Annotated in this window: 15 protein-coding genes; 9 read left to right on the top strand and 6 right to left on the bottom strand. The window is 35.7% G+C overall.

The window, feature by feature from the left end:
• Positions 1-6: 6 nt before the first annotated feature.
• Positions 7-2,715 (bottom strand): glycoside hydrolase family 57 protein, encoded by a 2,709-nt coding sequence (locus tag YN1551_RS08870; protein WP_012717577.1) that lies wholly within the window; start codon positions 2,713-2,715, stop codon positions 7-9.
• 222 nt (positions 2,716-2,937) lie between these two features.
• Between YN1551_RS08870 and YN1551_RS08865 the strand changes: the two genes are divergently transcribed.
• From YN1551_RS08865 to YN1551_RS08845, 5 genes are read left to right on the top strand one after another with little or no spacing between them, the layout of a single operon-like run.
• Entirely contained in the window at positions 2,938-4,515 is a 1,578-nt protein-coding gene (locus tag YN1551_RS08865) for an extracellular solute-binding protein (protein WP_012717576.1), read from the top strand.
• 8 nt (positions 4,516-4,523) lie between these two features.
• Positions 4,524-5,402 carry a carbohydrate ABC transporter permease gene (locus YN1551_RS08860; RefSeq protein WP_012717575.1) on the top strand — a complete coding sequence of 293 codons (879 nt, stop codon included), beginning with the start codon at positions 4,524-4,526 and terminating at the stop codon, positions 5,400-5,402.
• Between the two features lie 10 nt (positions 5,403-5,412).
• Entirely contained in the window at positions 5,413-6,294 is an 882-nt protein-coding gene (locus tag YN1551_RS08855; protein WP_012713532.1) for a sugar ABC transporter permease, read from the top strand.
• Positions 6,291-7,397: an ABC transporter ATP-binding protein gene (locus tag YN1551_RS08850; protein WP_012717574.1), complete on the top strand. Its 1,107-nt coding sequence runs from the start codon at positions 6,291-6,293 to the stop codon at positions 7,395-7,397. The genes YN1551_RS08855 and YN1551_RS08850 overlap by 4 nt, the downstream gene beginning before the upstream one ends.
• Positions 7,394-9,253, top strand: a complete 1,860-nt coding sequence (locus tag YN1551_RS08845) for a glycoside hydrolase family 15 protein (RefSeq protein ID WP_012717573.1) — start codon at positions 7,394-7,396, stop codon at positions 9,251-9,253. The genes YN1551_RS08850 and YN1551_RS08845 overlap by 4 nt, the downstream gene beginning before the upstream one ends.
• Before the next feature lie 125 nt (positions 9,254-9,378).
• Here YN1551_RS08845 and YN1551_RS08840 read toward each other — a convergent pair whose 3' ends face one another.
• Positions 9,379-10,800: an MFS transporter gene (locus tag YN1551_RS08840; protein ID WP_012717572.1), complete on the bottom strand. Its 1,422-nt coding sequence runs from the start codon at positions 10,798-10,800 to the stop codon at positions 9,379-9,381.
• Positions 10,801-11,459: 659 nt separating this feature from the next.
• Between YN1551_RS08840 and YN1551_RS08830 the strand changes: the two genes are divergently transcribed.
• The 3 genes from YN1551_RS08830 (at position 11,460) to YN1551_RS08820 (ending at position 13,200) form a co-directional block, all read left to right on the top strand.
• Positions 11,460-11,888, top strand: coding sequence for a HEPN domain-containing protein (locus tag YN1551_RS08830; RefSeq protein ID WP_012717571.1), 429 nt, complete (start codon positions 11,460-11,462; stop codon positions 11,886-11,888).
• Positions 11,851-12,297, top strand: coding sequence for a nucleotidyltransferase domain-containing protein (locus YN1551_RS08825; protein WP_012713536.1), 447 nt, complete (start codon positions 11,851-11,853; stop codon positions 12,295-12,297). Before YN1551_RS08830 ends, YN1551_RS08825 begins: the two co-directional genes overlap by 38 nt.
• 306 nt (positions 12,298-12,603) lie before the next feature.
• Positions 12,604-13,200, top strand: a complete 597-nt coding sequence (locus YN1551_RS08820; protein ID WP_012711097.1) for a haloacid dehalogenase type II — start codon at positions 12,604-12,606, stop codon at positions 13,198-13,200.
• Between the two features lie 43 nt (positions 13,201-13,243).
• On the opposite strand, the gene YN1551_RS08815 is transcribed toward YN1551_RS08820, so the two are convergent.
• Together YN1551_RS08815 and YN1551_RS08810 are read right to left on the bottom strand one after the other, a co-directional pair.
• Positions 13,244-13,657, bottom strand: coding sequence for a nucleotidyltransferase domain-containing protein (locus YN1551_RS08815; protein WP_012716045.1), 414 nt, complete (start codon positions 13,655-13,657; stop codon positions 13,244-13,246).
• On the bottom strand, positions 13,620-13,979 hold the full coding sequence (locus YN1551_RS08810; RefSeq protein ID WP_012713539.1) for a HEPN domain-containing protein: 360 nt from the start codon (positions 13,977-13,979) through the stop codon (positions 13,620-13,622). Before YN1551_RS08810 ends, YN1551_RS08815 begins: the two co-directional genes overlap by 38 nt.
• Before the next feature lie 252 nt (positions 13,980-14,231).
• On the opposite strand from YN1551_RS08810, the gene YN1551_RS08805 reads away from it, so the two are divergent.
• Positions 14,232-15,032, top strand: a complete 801-nt coding sequence (locus YN1551_RS08805; protein WP_012713540.1) for an acyl-CoA dehydrogenase family protein — start codon at positions 14,232-14,234, stop codon at positions 15,030-15,032.
• Here YN1551_RS08805 and YN1551_RS08800 read toward each other — a convergent pair.
• The gene (locus YN1551_RS08800; protein ID WP_012717570.1) at positions 15,018-15,641 is read right to left on the bottom strand and encodes a DUF4143 domain-containing protein; all 624 of its coding nucleotides are present in this window, start codon (positions 15,639-15,641) and stop codon (positions 15,018-15,020) included. The genes YN1551_RS08805 and YN1551_RS08800 overlap by 15 nt on opposite strands.
• A 380-nt stretch (positions 15,642-16,021) precedes the next feature.
• The gene (locus tag YN1551_RS08795) at positions 16,022-16,822 is read right to left on the bottom strand and encodes an aldo/keto reductase (RefSeq protein WP_048052313.1); all 801 of its coding nucleotides are present in this window, start codon (positions 16,820-16,822) and stop codon (positions 16,022-16,024) included.

Genomic DNA, 16,822 nt, shown 5'->3' with positions numbered 1-16,822 from the left:
TTTAAACTAAATGTGACCTCTCTTCATTACTATAACTATTATTGCTGACAATACTAGTATACCAATTAACGTCAACAAGTAAGTTCCCATGGAGCTTGTAGATTTGTTTAGATTAACTTGATATTGAGCTACTAGAAATCCATAACTATTAATGGGTATCAATGTTAAGCCAACTTGTGAGGGAGTGATTGGAGAATACAGCGCTATTTGAAGCTGACTAGATATGTTATATATTTTTATCTTAAAGTTGTTTTGTCCTTGACTTAATATTATAGGTAATTGTATTTGTTGTTTACCGTTAGTAATTACAAGTAATAAATGCACTGTAGTATTGATTCCATTATATATGCTGAGCTTTAAGTTGCTTCCATCTAGCTTTACACTTTGCAGTCTTATTAGATCAAATTGGTGTTTAACCTCTGAAATTATCGTAGAAGTGTAAAGTAGTGCTTGTTCTTTAAACCATAATGGACCATATGCTGGAGGACCCGTCTGCCATGTCCAATCACTACCTTCTGCAACATATAGGTAGTTCCATAATGTGTATACTAAATTAGTTGAGTTCGGTGTCTCGTTCAAAGGTAGATAGACTAATGGTGAAATGTTGGCTCCAACAGCTACCGTATAAGCTACTAGATATTCCCTAGCTAGCGAAACATTTTGCCATATTTCTGTCTTACCAAGATATCCATTATTCCAATAGTTTAGATTAAGATCCCACGAATTCACAGGTAGATTGGTTATTACACTATAAGGCTTGTGAGTAGCTATTGCCTCACTAGCAGTTTGAGTTATTAGCCATTGCCCTTGATATTCAGATAAAGCTTGATAGATTGCATATAGATCAGCTGGACCAGTGTTTGGATTAAAGATGAGAGGATTCTCTCCATCTAAAGCAACTGTGACAACTCCACCCGGATTGTTCATATATATTTCAGCCAATTGCTGTATGAGTTCTTGTGCAGTAAGCTGAGGAGATTGGCTAAAGAACTTAAAACCAAATTCGTTAGATAGAGTGGTGTTTCTAAATAGTACAATAATAGTTTGACCTAGGTTATTCTCCACGATGAAGGGTTGATCTGGGTTTAATGAACCAGTAACCAATGTGGTATAAGGTAAGAAACCTTGTTGGTCTAGTATCGTATAGGATATGTTACTCTCATTATAAATTCCTACTAAATCCATATCAAATGCCATTTCTGGAGTCCACGTACCATTAGCCCATACTCCAAATACTTCATGAGTGAAATTCTCACCCATTCTGATTTGCGTTAAGACGTCACTCCAATAACCATCTTGAAGTAACAATGGCTGTAAAGGGTGATAAAATGGCACTGTGAGGACATCTACCTTACCGTCATTAATTAGTTGCCTATAGATATTAATGGTATAATTTACGGCAACTATATCGTGATTTGGATTAATTCCAAAATTAGACGTAAAGCTATAATTCTTCTCGTGCAATATTGTCTCCCATTGATATAATAGAACAGGCGTGAAGTCTATCGTTACACTAACGTTAAACTGTTTTATCAATAACGCTTGCAATTCGTAAGCTCCAACTAAACTTCCATCCCAATAAAAGTCTTGTCCAGTGTGTAGCCATACCCAAGGTTGTTCCCAACTACCATTTGGAGCTACATAAAGGGGCTGATGCATATTCCAGACTATTACCAAACTTAAGGGCTTCTTCCCAGTAATGTTTAGGATATATAATGGTGGTAGAGTTGCCTGCCTCTGAAGACTATTATTCACGTAAATGTTTAATTGTGGATAATATATCCCTTGTGGTATTTGGGAGGTATCTAATGTAAGGGATAATAGATTATATCCAGGTTTTAATGTTGAAGAGATATTATATGCTTTTCCCGCTACCTGAATCGAAATTAAGGAATTAATCGCTTGTGAGATAGTGTTCTGTAGGTATATTGAAACATTTGCTGGCTGACCCTCAATGTAAACATATCTATTATATGAAGCATTGATGTATTGAATGAATGAATAAACGTCTTGTATTGCGAAGTTTTGACCAGATACGTTGTGATACCATTGATTTAGAGTCAGATCGTGATAGACCCATTGTACCCATTGGCCTGGCTTAAACGGACCTATGATTATCGTGTAATTACCCCATAATGGATTGTAAGTCATTAATTCATCAGTTATATTGCTCCATGGTAATCCAGTCTGAGGTCCAGAAGTTAGCCCATAATGTATATCGAACTCATCTGGTGCTCTCCCTATAGCCGTTATTAATATTGAACCGTTTTGAAGCACTGTAGCGTAAGTTTGCCCTACATTTGGAGGATTAACCTCTAAATTCCAATTCCAGAATGGGTGATTATCGTAATTTATCCATTGTCCAGTAGTATTGTCGTAAAACACCCAACCTATCCAAGTTCCATTAGCGAATGGCCCTATAGTCGCACTGAAATTTTGCCCATCCCATTTCATTACTACGTTAGAGATGCTAGTCCATGCTTGTTGTGGTCCGCTTTCGATTCCATAATGTAAAATGACAGTATTATTTTGTGGTATGCCTCCAATGTAAATAGTCACCATACCATTGCTCGAAACAGTGAAGTTTACGCTTATCGACTGTGACGTTGAAATGAAGAGGGGCGCTGAGACTAAACTTGTGAGAAAAAATAGAAGTAAAAGTGTCCTTGACTTTTTAGGGAGATTAACCATTGATAAACATGAGGCTTTTATCATTATAAACTTTTCTATTGAACATTTAGTTTAATTCCAAAGTTACTCAACTACGTAAAATATTATAGATATTTCTCCTATATCAATAACTAAAAAAATCTCATATTAATAGCTTGTATCCTATAATTGGGATTAATTATCATCATGAATTATTTAGGGCAAAATTCACCAAGCTAAACTTTTATACCTTGTTAAGAAATAAATGAATAAGTAAGGTGAATCGGCTTGGGTAGCAAAGTAAAAAAGATAGATTATAAGGCAATTTCAAAGACACTAGTAGCAGTAATAATAGTTGTAGTAATTGTGATAGCCATAGGGGGTATTTATGCATATTTAAGTAGTCAACATTCATCAACCCCAATGCCGACTACCTCCTCTACATCTACGTCAGTGACATCAACCACAACAACCTCAAGTGTTTTAAATACTAGTAATCCTCAAGCTTTAATGCAGTTAGTTGGTCTCTCAACTGCGCCTTCTACACCAGTTACAATAACAGTATGGAACAGTTATAGTACGTCCGAAAATCAAGCGTTTAATGAGACGCTAGCACAATTCGAGCAAGCATTTCCATGGATTCACGTCCAAGTAACGTATGGAGTTGGAGTTGGTACTTCCCAATTTGAGACTGCTGCGAAGGCTGGACAAGCTCCAATAGTATATAGAGACACTAGTGATTCTGGAGGCGCATTATTCGCCGCTGGACTAGTGCTAAACTTATCACAGTATTTGCCTCAGAGCGTTACGTCATTATATGTACCTACTGCAATAAAAGATTGGGAATTAAACAGCTCCTTGTACGGACTACCAGATAATGTGAATTATATTGTTATGTTCTACAACAAGAAGTTCGTCCCGTATCCTCCAAACACTACTGAACAACTAGTACAAATAGCCGAAAGCGTTAACAAAACTTATCATGTTTGGGGAATAGCATATGGGGCTGGTGATGAATACGGATATAGATTTGCGGCATGGTTTGCTGGATTTGAAGGGCAAATATTTGCTACTAATAATGGTAAGGTCGTTCCCAGTTTAAACAGTACTGCTATGGTTAACGCATTGAACTTCTGGTATAATTTAACCTATAATCTTAAGGTCAATTACTTAGCTCCTTCTACTGGTGCTGGAGGTGCTGAAGGTCAGTTATTTGTTGCTAATCAAACTGCTATAATATTTGATGGTCCTTGGGATCTAAATGCATATCTCCAAGTATTAGGACCTAATTTAGGAGCCGCACCATTACCATTAGTTAGTCAGACTGGATTAAGAGCTGCACCATTTATTGGTTCTACTGGCTTTCTAATAGCTTCACCTCAAGCAAGTGGCGCTACACAATTGCAAATAAAGGCAGCGCTAATATTCGTTCTCTATTTCACTAACTATCAGGCTGATTTGAGATTATGGGAAGTTGCACATGACATACCAGCTAATTTACAAGCCTATAATGAGGCTCTATCCCAATTAAAGGAAGGAATGTTAAAACCAACATACCTTAATCAAATAATGGAGGGCATTTTAGAACAAGCCCAATATGGTCAACAATTCCCCAACATACCTCAAATGGCGTACTATTGGAACTCGTTCCATCAATACGCTAGTGAGTTTTTCGCTAATAAGATAAATTCGACTCAAGCAGTACAAGGAATGGAGCAAGCTTTTATCCAGGCTCTTGTACAAAACGGTCTAATGTCTGCACTAATACCTTTACCCATACTTCCTCCATTCCAATATGTGCTAGCGTTAATCTCAGTGATATTAACACCAATGGTTGTGGTAATTAGTCCTAAAAAAAGATGGTGAACTAAGAAATGAAAAAAGAGAAGTTATTTTCTCTTTTTTATATTTTGCCCATAGTTATTATGATACTTTTCCTCTTCGTGTTTCCATTACTCTATTCAGTTTATATTTCATTTACTAATCTAAGCTTGTTACACTTCTTAACCTACAGCTATGTGGGATTGAGGAACTATCTCATAATATTTCAATATGGGTATTTCTTAGAGTTGTTAAAAAATACGTTAATCTGGACTATAGGTAGTTTATTAACCATGATGACGTTAGGTTTTGTATTAGCCTTAATTCTAAATCAAACAGACCTTAAGGGAAGGTCAATTTTTTACGCTATATTAATATTACCTTGGGCTTTTCCAGGTTTCATATCAATTCTAATATGGCAAGGATTGTGGGTCGACCCTTACGGAATGATGAATAGACTAGTCTTGCCATTACTCCATCTACCTAGAGTGAACTCTTTGACTTCAACCACTGATGCTTGGATAGAGTTAATAGCGACTAATGACTGGCTTTCCTTCCCATATTTTATGACAGTATTCTACTCAGCCTTACAGAGTATACCTAGAGAATTATACGATATAGCAGATTTGGATGGAGCTAACGCCTTCACTAAATTCTTTACCATAACGTTACCCTCTCTTAAGAGGACTATTGCCTTCGTATTCATAACCAGCTTCGTATTTACTTGGAATAATTTCTATCCGATTTACGTCTTAACTGGTGGAGGTCCAGGGATTTCGACTGAGACATTTATAGTTTATGCCTATCAAGAGGCATTTAGTTACAATAATTTCGCTTTAGCAGCTGCTTGGTCAATAATATCAACTATTTTTGTAATAGTTTTAGGAATAATAGTTATCAAATACACGAGAATTTTAGATTCGTTTACATGAGGTGATCCACATGATGCAGATAAAAAAATATAGGTTATTTAAAATCCTAAGATTAGTCATCTCGTATGCAGTATTAATAATAATGGCTGCTTTTTCCATATTCCCGCTATATTATGTCTTCGTTACCTCATTTAGTAATGCTCCAAACTTGATTTCATTGGCTGTATCAGACTTATTACCTAAACACATTTACTTCACAGCCTACGAATACTTATTTACTACAAACTTATATGGAGGTTCCTTCCCGTTATGGATTAGAAATAGTTTAATATTAGCCGGTTCTACAGCCATCATATCAGTTCTATTAGCCTTAATAACTGGATATGCTCTATCCAGGCTTAATGTGCCCGCTAAGAAAATTTTGGCAACGTTTATCTATATTGTTACGTTTTTCCCATATACAGCTTCTGCAGTACCTTTATATCTATTATTTGCTAAGTTCCATTTGCTTAACTACATAGGTCTAATTCTAGCTTATACTCCGGGAACATCAATTTTTGCAGCTTTCATTGCAAAGTTAAGCATCGATTCGATACCAGCATCTTATGAAGAGATAGCGATGATTGATGGCCTATCTAGATTTGGGGCATTTTTAAGAATAGTGATGAGATTAGCATTACCAGTAGTGGCTTTAACGGCACTATTAGGCTTTAGTGGAACATACTTGGATTTCGCATTAGCGTATTCGTTTCTCCTTCCCAATGTAAAAGAGTGGACTGCAACAATAGGGCTATATTATATGGCTGGTTTGCTAAATCAAGCAAGCGCTCCAGCATATAATATATTTGCAGCTGGAGCAGTTATAATGGGGATACCGTTAATGGCATTATTCATTGTTTCGCAAAGAATGATGACTCGTGCATATAGTAATCTAGCAGGGGTGAAGCAATGATGGATTATGTTAAATTGGAGGATATTTGGAAGGAGTATGAGGAGAAGAAAAGGAAAGTACAAGTTCTTAGGGGACTGAATTTAGAGATAGAAAAGGGCGAATTTGTAGTAATCTTAGGGCCAACTGGAGAAGGAAAAACTACAATTTTGAAGATTATAGCTGGATTATTAAGACAAGACAAGGGACACGTCTATTTGAGAGGAGAACTTGTTGATGATTTACCTCCTAAAGATAGAAGAGTAGCGATGGTGCCTCAAAACTACGCAATATACCCCTTTATGTCAGTTTACGATAATATCGCGTTCCCGTTAAGAGTAATGCACTCGTCAAAAGAGGAGATAAGGAAAAGGGTATTGGAAGTAGCTAAAATGTTAAGAATAGACAATTTGCTAGAGAGAAAACCTAGCCAATTAAGCGGAGGCCAAATGCAAAGGGTTGCTATTGCAAGGGCATTAGTAAAGGAAGCTGATATAATACTAATGGATGAACCTTTATCTAATTTAGATGCACAAGTTAGGGTAGTGGCTAGAGAAGAGCTCAAACAACTACAACGTGATCTTAATCCTACTATAATTTACGTTACACACGATCAAGTTGAGGCTTTAAGCCTGGCGACAAAAGTGGCAATACTTCACAATGGTGTAGTACAAGCTTATGGTGATCCGATGGAAATTTACAAGAGACCAAATAGTGCCTGGGTAGGGAGCTTCCTAGGAAATCCCCCCATGAATATTATAAGGGGTGAAATAGAGGGTGACTCGATAATAATAGACAACTATAGAGTAGCATTACCGGAAGAATACAAAAATCTAGTGAAAAGTGGTCAAAAAGTTCTTGTAGGAGTAAGACCAGAAGATATAGAGATACGTGATGACGGAGAAATAGAGGGAATGGTTGAAATGGTAGAGGATCTAGGACCATATAGTATAATTCACTTAAAGATTAATGAGGAAACTACCATTAGAGTCATAGAGAAATCACTATCTAGACGAGAAAGGGGAGAAAAAGTAAGAATATCCATTGATACTAGTAAGGTAGTACTCTTTGATGCTTCAAGCGAAAGAAACCTACTTGAGCAATACAAGAAAGTGAAGAAGAAGTGAGAAAGGAATTTTTTACCATTTTTATTATGTTTTTATTCCTTACAAGTCCACTTTTAACAATCTCTGCTACGCCTTCATCTCAATACAGCTCACCATCGTATTTGCTATTAAACAATTGGGTAAATCAGTCAATTTGGGTTGTAACTGGTATACCAATACCAAACCCTCAACTTAACGGATTCCCTCTTTATAATACATCAATAAGAAACCTTTACGTAGGAAAATACGGTATAGTTAACCTCACTGTGAACTTTGATGTCCTAACGACTTCCGCTTATTTAAACCTTAACAATACTATTAATCTGATAAGCACTAATGGAAATATTTCTATACTTACACCCCCAAATACACCATATATCCTTATCTTGTTCAACACTAACTCATCAACTTCAATTTACGTTAAAACTAATACTACAATATTGCATGTGAATAGTTCTTTAGTAAGAATATACACTATTCCAGTAATTTACATTTCAACTAACGCTAGTTACATTATTCAGAACAATACAGAAAAGATAATCGTTTATAAGGGAAAGTGGTTTGTGGAGCTAAGTGTTGGTGCTCAGCCTAATTTTAACATATCGGGGTTGGCTAAATTAAACGATATGAAGATAGGAAAGTGGCTTAATTCATCTAAGTTACCAACAGGGTTACCAACCAATTTATTGAAAGAGTACTATCTCTCACTACTACTAATTAAAGATGACCAAAACCCATATTTAGGGACGTTTGCTGCTTCGCCTTCTCCAATTTATCTTTATTCTTGGGTAAGGGATTCTGCTTTTAGTGCAATGGCATTACAATTAGCTGGGCACTATAACTCCGCTTTGAAGTTTTGGCTATGGTTGAGTAATGCTGGTCAATTAAAGCCGGGGGTCTGGTATACTAGATATAATTTCTATGATGGTCAACTTGACACCACGTTTGGAATACCGGAACTTGATGGAATAGGATTATATGAAATGGGCGTCTATCAATATTATAACCTTACCGGTAATGTAACTTTTCTCAAGCAAATCTTAACTACGATATATAAATCTGTGAAATATCAAATTGAAATGATTAACGAGTCGAAATATCATTTACTGCCCCAAGACTTAAGCGTGTGGGAAGACAGAGAGGTCTATCACTTTTGGACTGAAGCTATTAATGATCTTGGATTAAAGAGTGTAGCCGAGATATATAGGGCATTGAACTTTAGTAATTATACCACAATTCTATATTACGAGAAGGAATTAAATCAAAGCATCATAGGGAATTTCTGGAATGATAACTATTTCGCCTCAGCTTTAGGAGTTTCAGTTGTATTTGAAGGAGGGAAAAGCGAGACAATACTGTCTCCGGAACCTCCATCAGTAGATTCCGCCACTTTGTTACCTATTAATTTAGGCTATCTTCCGCCTACATCCAACTATTCCGTTTCAAACTTCGAGATTGTAAACAAAACGCTTCTTACGACTGGTGGACTAGCTAGATTTCCTAATGATATGTATCATTACTCTCAATCGCTCTACGATGCCACTTCGCCAGGACCTCCATGGATAATAACCACACTATTTGAGGCTTTATACTTAGAAGAGTTAGGTAAATACAATGAAGCTCTTAATTTAATGAATTGGGCGTACGATCACTCGCAACATGGCCTTTTACCAGAAGCTATAGATCCTAAATATGCATATCCCTTACCTACAACTTCACCGTTAACATGGTCATCAGCAATGTTCGACATAGTAGCCTTAAACTATAAACCCGTGAACAATAGTCAGAGTACAACACTAACTGGATATTATGTGTTAGGAATCATGATAGCAACAGTAGCCATAATATCTGTAATTACAATATTAAGAAGAAGATGAAGGAGAATATTTCTTCTTGATTATATTCGATAATCTATGAATATAATGTTGCTCACATTAGTAGAAGACCTTATATAAGGAATCTCTTTTAGTATAATATATTATCGACGTTGGAAATTAATAAATTAACTACCTTTCGCAACTTGTGCCCTAACCTCTTTTCCTCTAATTGCAGATAGCACTAACGCTAATGCTAATATCACTAAGGAAACGTAAAATGCCGCCTTCAACCCGGTAAGAAATGCTGAAGCAACACCACCTATTAAATTTGAAGTCCCAAGGAAAACCTCAAAGGCCACATATCTAGGAACAACAATAGATGATATGCTAATAGCTATTGTATAACTGATTATACTCCCTAAGTTGGCTAATGTTCTTGCTAGTCCAGAGGCACCACCATAAAATCCCTTAGGTGCATTAGCCATAATTGCACTATTATTAGCCGGGAAAAACAACGAAGATCCTAAGCCTCCGATTGTAGAAGTCAATATCACAATATAAAGAGGCGTATTCAAGGAGAGAGTGAGGTAAATTAAGACAGCAATTAGCATTAAACCAACTCCTATAGTAGCAGGGATTCTAGCACCAATCTTATCAGATACTCTGCCAGTAAATGGAGCTACTAGACTGGCTAAGACATAACCGGGAACGAGAAGAAGGGATGCATTAAGAGGAGATAATCCCCTTATGCCTTGTAAATACATTATTATAATAAACGCTGTAGCTAAATAACCAGTACTTTGTAAGAAAGACGCGAGCAACGAAAACGTAAAGACCCTATTTCCCTTAAAAGCCCTTAAGTCAATTATTGGGAACTCATGCTTTCTCTCTAACCAGAAGAATGTTAGCAAAATTACTAGACCTAGAGATATCAAGACAATATTCAAAGTTCTAATTCCATATCCAGCGATATCTACTGCACCATAAACCATGGATGACAATGCAACTAGTAGAGTGATCATTCCAACAATGTCCAATTTAACTTTCCTAGTTTCTAAGGTTTTAATGTACCTTAAACCTAAGATAAGTGCAATAATTCCTATCGGTACGTTAATGTAAAATATGTAACGCCATCCAATAAAGGTAGTAATAAATCCGCCTAGCACTATACCCAATGTTGCCCCAGCATTCCAACCAATTGCAGTATATCCATAAGCCCTCCCTCTTCTATTTGGAGGGAAAATATCTGCTATTATTGCCCCAGCGTTGGCTTGCATCATTGCCGCACCAATACCTTGAATTCCCCTAAATGCAACCAATGAAATCGCATTGGGAGATGCTCCACATAACGCTGAACCTAACGTGAAGATTGCGAAACCCAAATTGTAAAATTTCGCTCTTCCATATATGTCGCCCAACCTCCCCAACTGTGTAGTGAATACTGCTATAACTAGTAAATACAAAATTATTACCCAGATCATAATGAATAGATCTGCGTGAAGTTCTTCAGTTATCGACGGGATCGCTAAAACTACTATCGTGGTATCAATTGCTGACATCAAAGTTCCGAAGACGAGAACTAGAAGTGCTAGATTGCTTGAGTTCATAATTAATAGTTAAGACTCTAACTATTTATGTTTTTCATATTTACGTAAAACAAATAAAAATTATGATGAGATAATTTTATTCTTTAACGTGAGTCTAGACTCTACCTCCCTTAAGTTTTAGGGTAAAATTTGGGAAATAGAGAGTATAATAGAATATTTCTTGACAAATACTCCGTTTTAAGTATATAGAGAAATAATTTTTTGAAATTCACGTTTTTACTCTCATATGTTACTATTTTTACTAGATACATAGGAAATAGTCAGAACGGGGTATTGAGCGTAGTTTCACGTTATATCGTTAATTTTAGGCACTCAAACACTTCTGGAAAAGAATTAGGTGAATTTGACGAGTTAACCTCCAGTTAACCGAACAAGTTAATACTAATACCTAAACTCCAGTGGAAATAGTGGCACCTTCGATCATACAATAAATTGAAAGTAATACCTTCCTTGCGTAATACACGTAAGGAAAACACGATAGACATAGCTCCTTTTCAGAAAGTCATTTTAGAGATAAAAAAGGATATAACAGAAAAATTTAAAATATCATCTCTACTAAATTTCTATAAATCATTAAAAAGGAGATTAGCCCTAAGATCTGATATTGTCGATACGAAGGATTTCTCAAAAGATTTATTCTATCACTTTAGAAGTTACTTGTGATTCCCCCTAAGTTTAGAGAATATGCTAAAGCCTTCTTAAATATAGCAAAAAAAGATAATATTAGGGCTAAAAGGGCCTTACAACTTAAAGACTACCTTGAATGTTTCTTTTACTCTCAACAATCTGTCGAAAAAAGCGTGAAAGCTATGTTAGAAGTAAAATTAATATATAAGAAAGAACACGACATCATAGCGGATGCTTCGAATAATTTACAAGATCTTGGAAACGAATTAGATGTAGTTTTGAATGCATTAGATTACCTTTCTGGTGCATGGAACATGTCTAGATATCCATTTTTTAACGGAAATAATATAACTACTCCAGAGGAATTTGTGACTGAGGAAATGTGTAGGCAAGGAATAAACTATTCTGATGAGGTGATCAGCATTGCAGAGAATTATCTTAGAAAACATGGAGTTATTTAGAAAAGCCACCTTTTTGTTAAGAAGAAACGGAGTACTTGCGATAGTATTCTTTGGAAGTAGAGTTATAGGTAAATATAAGAAGGACTCGGATTTGGATGTATTAATTATTGTAAAGGATGAAGCAAAGGAATTGAATTTTAGTGATGCTAGATTGAGATTCGTTAAAGATACAAATATTTATCTGGATACCGTTATAATGACAAAGAAGGAATTCAAAAATAATCTAACTCTAGGAACTGTTTTAATGGGAGTATCTATAGCATTTTGTGTTACATACGATGAAATTAACGTTTACGAGGAATTAGAAAAGTGGAGCAATGAGATAAGGAAATACGGTGCAGTGCTTGAGCTACCCTATGGAAAGTTTATTGTCGGTAGAACTATTAGAAAGTGTAAAATAAGTTTCTAATTAGCCGATTTTGGAGTTGCTTTCAAAGAGTCATCATATTGTTTGATATTTAGTTATAAAATAATATTCAGATTATCTCTAATATTCTCTATTTAAATAGATCTCGTTTAAAGAAATTTTATCCTTCGAATAGACTATGGAATACATAACATTCAAAACAAATTATAAGAAGTCCTCCAGAGCACGTAAATCCCATTTTATTAAATCTAACACTAACGAGATTCCCGAAAGTTAGTACGACTTAATGGTGTAATAACGTACGGAATCTTTACAATTGCTTATATACATAAGAGCATTAAAAAATATATGGGAAAAGAAAAGAAAATTTTGGCATTTGACTTGTACGGTACAATTTTGGATCTATCAGGAATTTCACAAGAAATGAGAAGGAAACAGCTAGAGTATACTTGGCTATTAACCATAATGGGAAGATATGTGGATTTCGATGAGATAACCAAAATGGCAATAAGCTACATCCTAGGAGAGGATAAAATAGAGGAAGAATTGAATAAGTGGAGAAATCTAAGAGCACATCAAGATGCAATCTATTTAAAGGACATCTCCACAATATCTGATATTTACATTTTATCAAATGGTACGACTAAGGCTATAGAGGAACTTTTAAAACTTAATGGTTTGTCTAGCTATTTTAAAGGAATATTTAGCGCAGAAAGGGTAAAGGAATATAAACCCTCACCTAAGGTCTACAAATACTTCCTTGAGGCAGTTAATGGAGAGGCTTATCTGGTCTCATCAAATCCATTTGATGTTATTGGTGCTAAGAATGGTGGAATGAAGAGCATATACGTTAATAGGAGAAATATGCCAGTTGACCCATTAGGTTATGAACCGGATATTGTGGTAAGGGATTTTAAGGAGTTATATGAATGGTTACAAAGATAAAAGCTGAAGTTCTTAAATATTTCGAGATCCCCCTAACAAAACACTAATCGTTTTCTCTAAACCATCCTTCTCTGGTCTTTTTATATCCCTTGATTCTCTCTAACACTTTCCCTCTTATTTTTTGATACGTCGAAAGATTATCGCACAGAAGCTTACCCTCGTAAAAGGCGTCAATAAAAATCGTATTGAACTCCATAATCTTCTCCTCAATTTCATCAACGTTAACATAATGTAAATCCACTGATGAAGGTGGTAATGGGGGTTTCTCTTTCCCTATAACTAAGATATCCCAATCACTGTAAACCTTGTTGTCACCCCTAGCCCTAGAGCCAAAGAGGATAACAGTGTATTCTTTTCTACAAATCGACGATATGTATTCCTTAGCCTCCGTTTCCTCTTCCTTGTAAATCTCCATTAGGTCAGAATAGAGAGAGTAATTTTTCCATGCATTTGACACACTTCTCACCCTCTTCTTTGCCCAAGTCAATAAGGCTTTCCTCTGGATATCTAGAGCCTGTATATAGCATCGTAAGATAATTTGCACAATCTAATATCTCATTGCTCACTTTTATGTCTTTAATTTTTTCAAGCTCTTGTAAAAGGCGCTTCAACGAGTGAGTATAAAGTACAGCACCAGTTTGTTGAACTAAAAGTCCCTTAAATTTAAGTTCAACAGCCATATGACTGTGAAAACATGCCTCAGGATAGTAGCCTTTATTGAAAAGAAGAAGTGCTACCACCCTTTCTCTCTCACTCTTCTCAAACCACTTTGCCATCATTTAAATGGACGTAAGAGAAAAATTAAATTAGTAGGGTTCGAAATACTTTCCTTGCTGAAAAATCTGACGCTATTTATATTAGCTATTAACTAACTAATTATCTATTATGAAAGTTTTTGAGATTCCTCTAAGTTTCGTTAAGGTATTTTTAATCCATCAATGGTTCACGTTTCACACGGTGTTAGTTCTCCTAACTTTTTAGTATAGTAATTTAAACCTTTATTCTTAATCATAAATTGTGGTGAAGGTTAATTGATTTTAGATGTTGAGACGAATGAGGACTTAGAACTGGTTAAAAACTCATTTGGTGAGTTCTTAATCAGAGAATGGAGTAAGTATGGAGCTAAGAAACATGAGGTTAGTAGAGATAAAATTATGGAAACGTTCAGCAAGGTTAAGGATTTAGGTATCTTCCAATTTATTAAAGAAACCAGCCTAACAAATGCCTTGTTGATAAACGAGATTATAGGTGAGAACTTATTGCCGGGAATAATTGCTTTTAGCTCAATGTTAGGGGTTGATTATCCCGTAAGTGTTGGTGTTAATTATGTTGCTGAAGTTGATAAGGCTGAAGTCATTGTTACACCAAAGGGGATTTCAAATAAAAATGATGTAAGTGTTGAAGAAATAGAGTCACCAGATCCTTCAGTGAGAGCTTATAAGATAAATGAAGGCAAGTGGAGACAATCAGATGTTGATTTTAATAAAGTGATTTTACTTGCCTCGGCTCAAATTATAGGTCATGCAACAGCCGTGCTTAAGGAGACTGTTGAGTATTCTAAAAATAGGATTGCATTTGGTAAGCCAATTGGATCTTACCAAGCAATAAAACATAGGATTGTCGACGATGCTTTAGGAATAGAATTGGTTAGGTCTAGGTATTTGGCTAATCCAACAGATCCGATAAGAATATTTAAACACGCGTATAAGAAAGCTTTCAAAACGATTCTTAACTCAATTCAATCTCACGGAGGAATAGGATTTACTGCAGACCTAGACTTACATCTTCATCTGAAGAGGGTTGTGTTGTTAGAGAAGTTATTCCATCAATAGCCATTTCCAAGCTTTAACTACTTTCACCACGTTATCGTTAAGTTCTATCTCTCCCTCTTTATCAAAAGTTATAATGTAAGCCTTTGTCTTTCTAATCTTTAGAAACTCCTCAATACCTTTTATTTCCCTCTCTATATCACTTAGCTCATAAGTTACCTGATATATTTCCCTTATTTCATCCTTTACTTTCACGACGAAGTCTACTTCGCCTCTTCTCCCCTTATAATAAAAGATATTGTTAATTCCATATCTCCTCAAGAGCTCTAGGAATATTAGATTTTCAAACAAGCTACCAACGTTCTGATTTAGCCTATATCCTAAAACATTAGAAATACCATTATCGATACTATACACCTTTCTATCGTATCTTACCATTTCGCTCAGCTTTGGGCTTAAGGCTTTCATGAAGAAAATCAAATAAGCGTTTTGCATACACTCAGTGAATCTCAGAACATTAGTCAAGGGAATATTTAAAGAGTAAGAGATTTTTCTATAACGTACCTTATTTCCTGCATTTGAGATGTAAAATAAGGCTAAAAACTTAGCCTCTTCCTCATTCCTTATATTGCATTCACTAATTACGTCTTTGAGCATTATGTCTTCATACAATTGTAACAGTATTTTCTCCTTGTCTCTCTCATTATCGTTAGATACTACTAGCGGAAATCCTCCATACTTTAAGTAATCTGAAAATAGTGTTTTTATCTCATTTTCTTTGGCTATTATATCCAGTTCCGTTGAAAACTTGATGTTTTTGAACCTCAGGAATTCCTTGAAGGAGAAAGGAAAAACTTCTAATACTAAATGCCCTTACCTAGATCTCCAGCGTCATCTATGACTATCATGAATAAAATAACTGATAATAATAAAAATAATAAAACTTGGGGATCATTGTCGCCTGGCATCCACCAGACAACTCCCCCCACATCTTCAATAAAATATTATCACGAGAAGTATTAAAGTTATAACGTCACTTCGTTTGCAACTACTTAAGCTTTAGCTATTGCTTCCCAATCTTCCTTACTTAATTTCCACCCCATTGCTCCGGCGTTCTCTTCTAAATGCTTTATATTACTTGCCTTAACTATGGGAATCATAACGTCAATGGATATATACCAATTTAAAGCAATTTGAGTTGGTGTTTTATTGTATTTTCTAGCAATTTCGTTTAGTATCTTAATTTCTGATATTCTTCCTTTTTCCAACGGTGTATAGGAAAAATAAGCAATCTCGTTCTTTTTCGCATACTCCAGAGTATCTTCATCGCTCCTATCCAATAAGCTGTAATGGTTTTCAATTGCAGTTACCTCGTACTTCTTAAGGCATTCGTTGGCCTTTTGTATACCTTCTGGTTTAAAATTGCTTAAACCAATGAACTTTACGATTCCGTCTTCCACAAGTTTTTCAAATGCACTCATCGTTTCACATATTGGTACCGAGGAAGAAGGCCAGTGAAGTAAGTAAAGGTCTATGAAAGTTCCTAGCCTTGAACTACTTGCCTTTGCTGACTTTATTACGTCCTCGTACTTTGCGTGGTTTGGCCAAACTTTAGTTATAATAAAAATGTCGTCCCTTTTGAAGTCCTTTATCGCTTTGCCAACTAATTCTTCTGCATGACCTCCGCCGTACATTTCTGCAGTGTCAATAGTCGTAATTCCCAGCTCTATAGCCTTCTTTATTGCGTTCACATCTCTTTCGTCGTTTTCGTAACTTGGAGTCCAGAAACCTCCACCCATTTTCCAAGTTCCTAAGGCTAGATCAGAGATTGTAAAGTACTTAAACTTCTTCAT

The sequence above is a fragment of the Sulfolobus islandicus Y.N.15.51 genome (genome assembly GCF_000022485.1).
Taxonomy (GTDB): Archaea; Thermoproteota; Thermoprotei_A; order Sulfolobales; family Sulfolobaceae; genus Saccharolobus; species Saccharolobus islandicus.
Note: the sequence above shows the minus strand (reverse complement) of the source record. Positions and strands in the feature narration are given on the sequence as shown.

Coding starts and splice junctions, on each gene's coding strand:
- YN1551_RS08860 (WP_012717575.1), top strand. CDS start 4,524: ATGAAAAAAGAGAAGTTATTTTCTCTTTTTTATATTTTGCCCATAGTT.
- YN1551_RS08850 (WP_012717574.1), top strand. CDS start 6,291: ATGATGGATTATGTTAAATTGGAGGATATTTGGAAGGAGTATGAGGAG.
- YN1551_RS08795 (WP_048052313.1), bottom strand. CDS start 16,822: ATGAAGAAGTTTAAGTACTTTACAATCTCTGATCTAGCCTTAGGAACT.
- YN1551_RS08870 (WP_012717577.1), bottom strand. CDS start 2,715: ATGATAAAAGCCTCATGTTTATCAATGGTTAATCTCCCTAAAAAGTCA.
- YN1551_RS08820 (WP_012711097.1), top strand. CDS start 12,604: ATGGGAAAAGAAAAGAAAATTTTGGCATTTGACTTGTACGGTACAATT.
- YN1551_RS08840 (WP_012717572.1), bottom strand. CDS start 10,800: ATGAACTCAAGCAATCTAGCACTTCTAGTTCTCGTCTTCGGAACTTTG.
- YN1551_RS08810 (WP_012713539.1), bottom strand. CDS start 13,979: ATGATGGCAAAGTGGTTTGAGAAGAGTGAGAGAGAAAGGGTGGTAGCA.
- YN1551_RS08855 (WP_012713532.1), top strand. CDS start 5,413: ATGATGCAGATAAAAAAATATAGGTTATTTAAAATCCTAAGATTAGTC.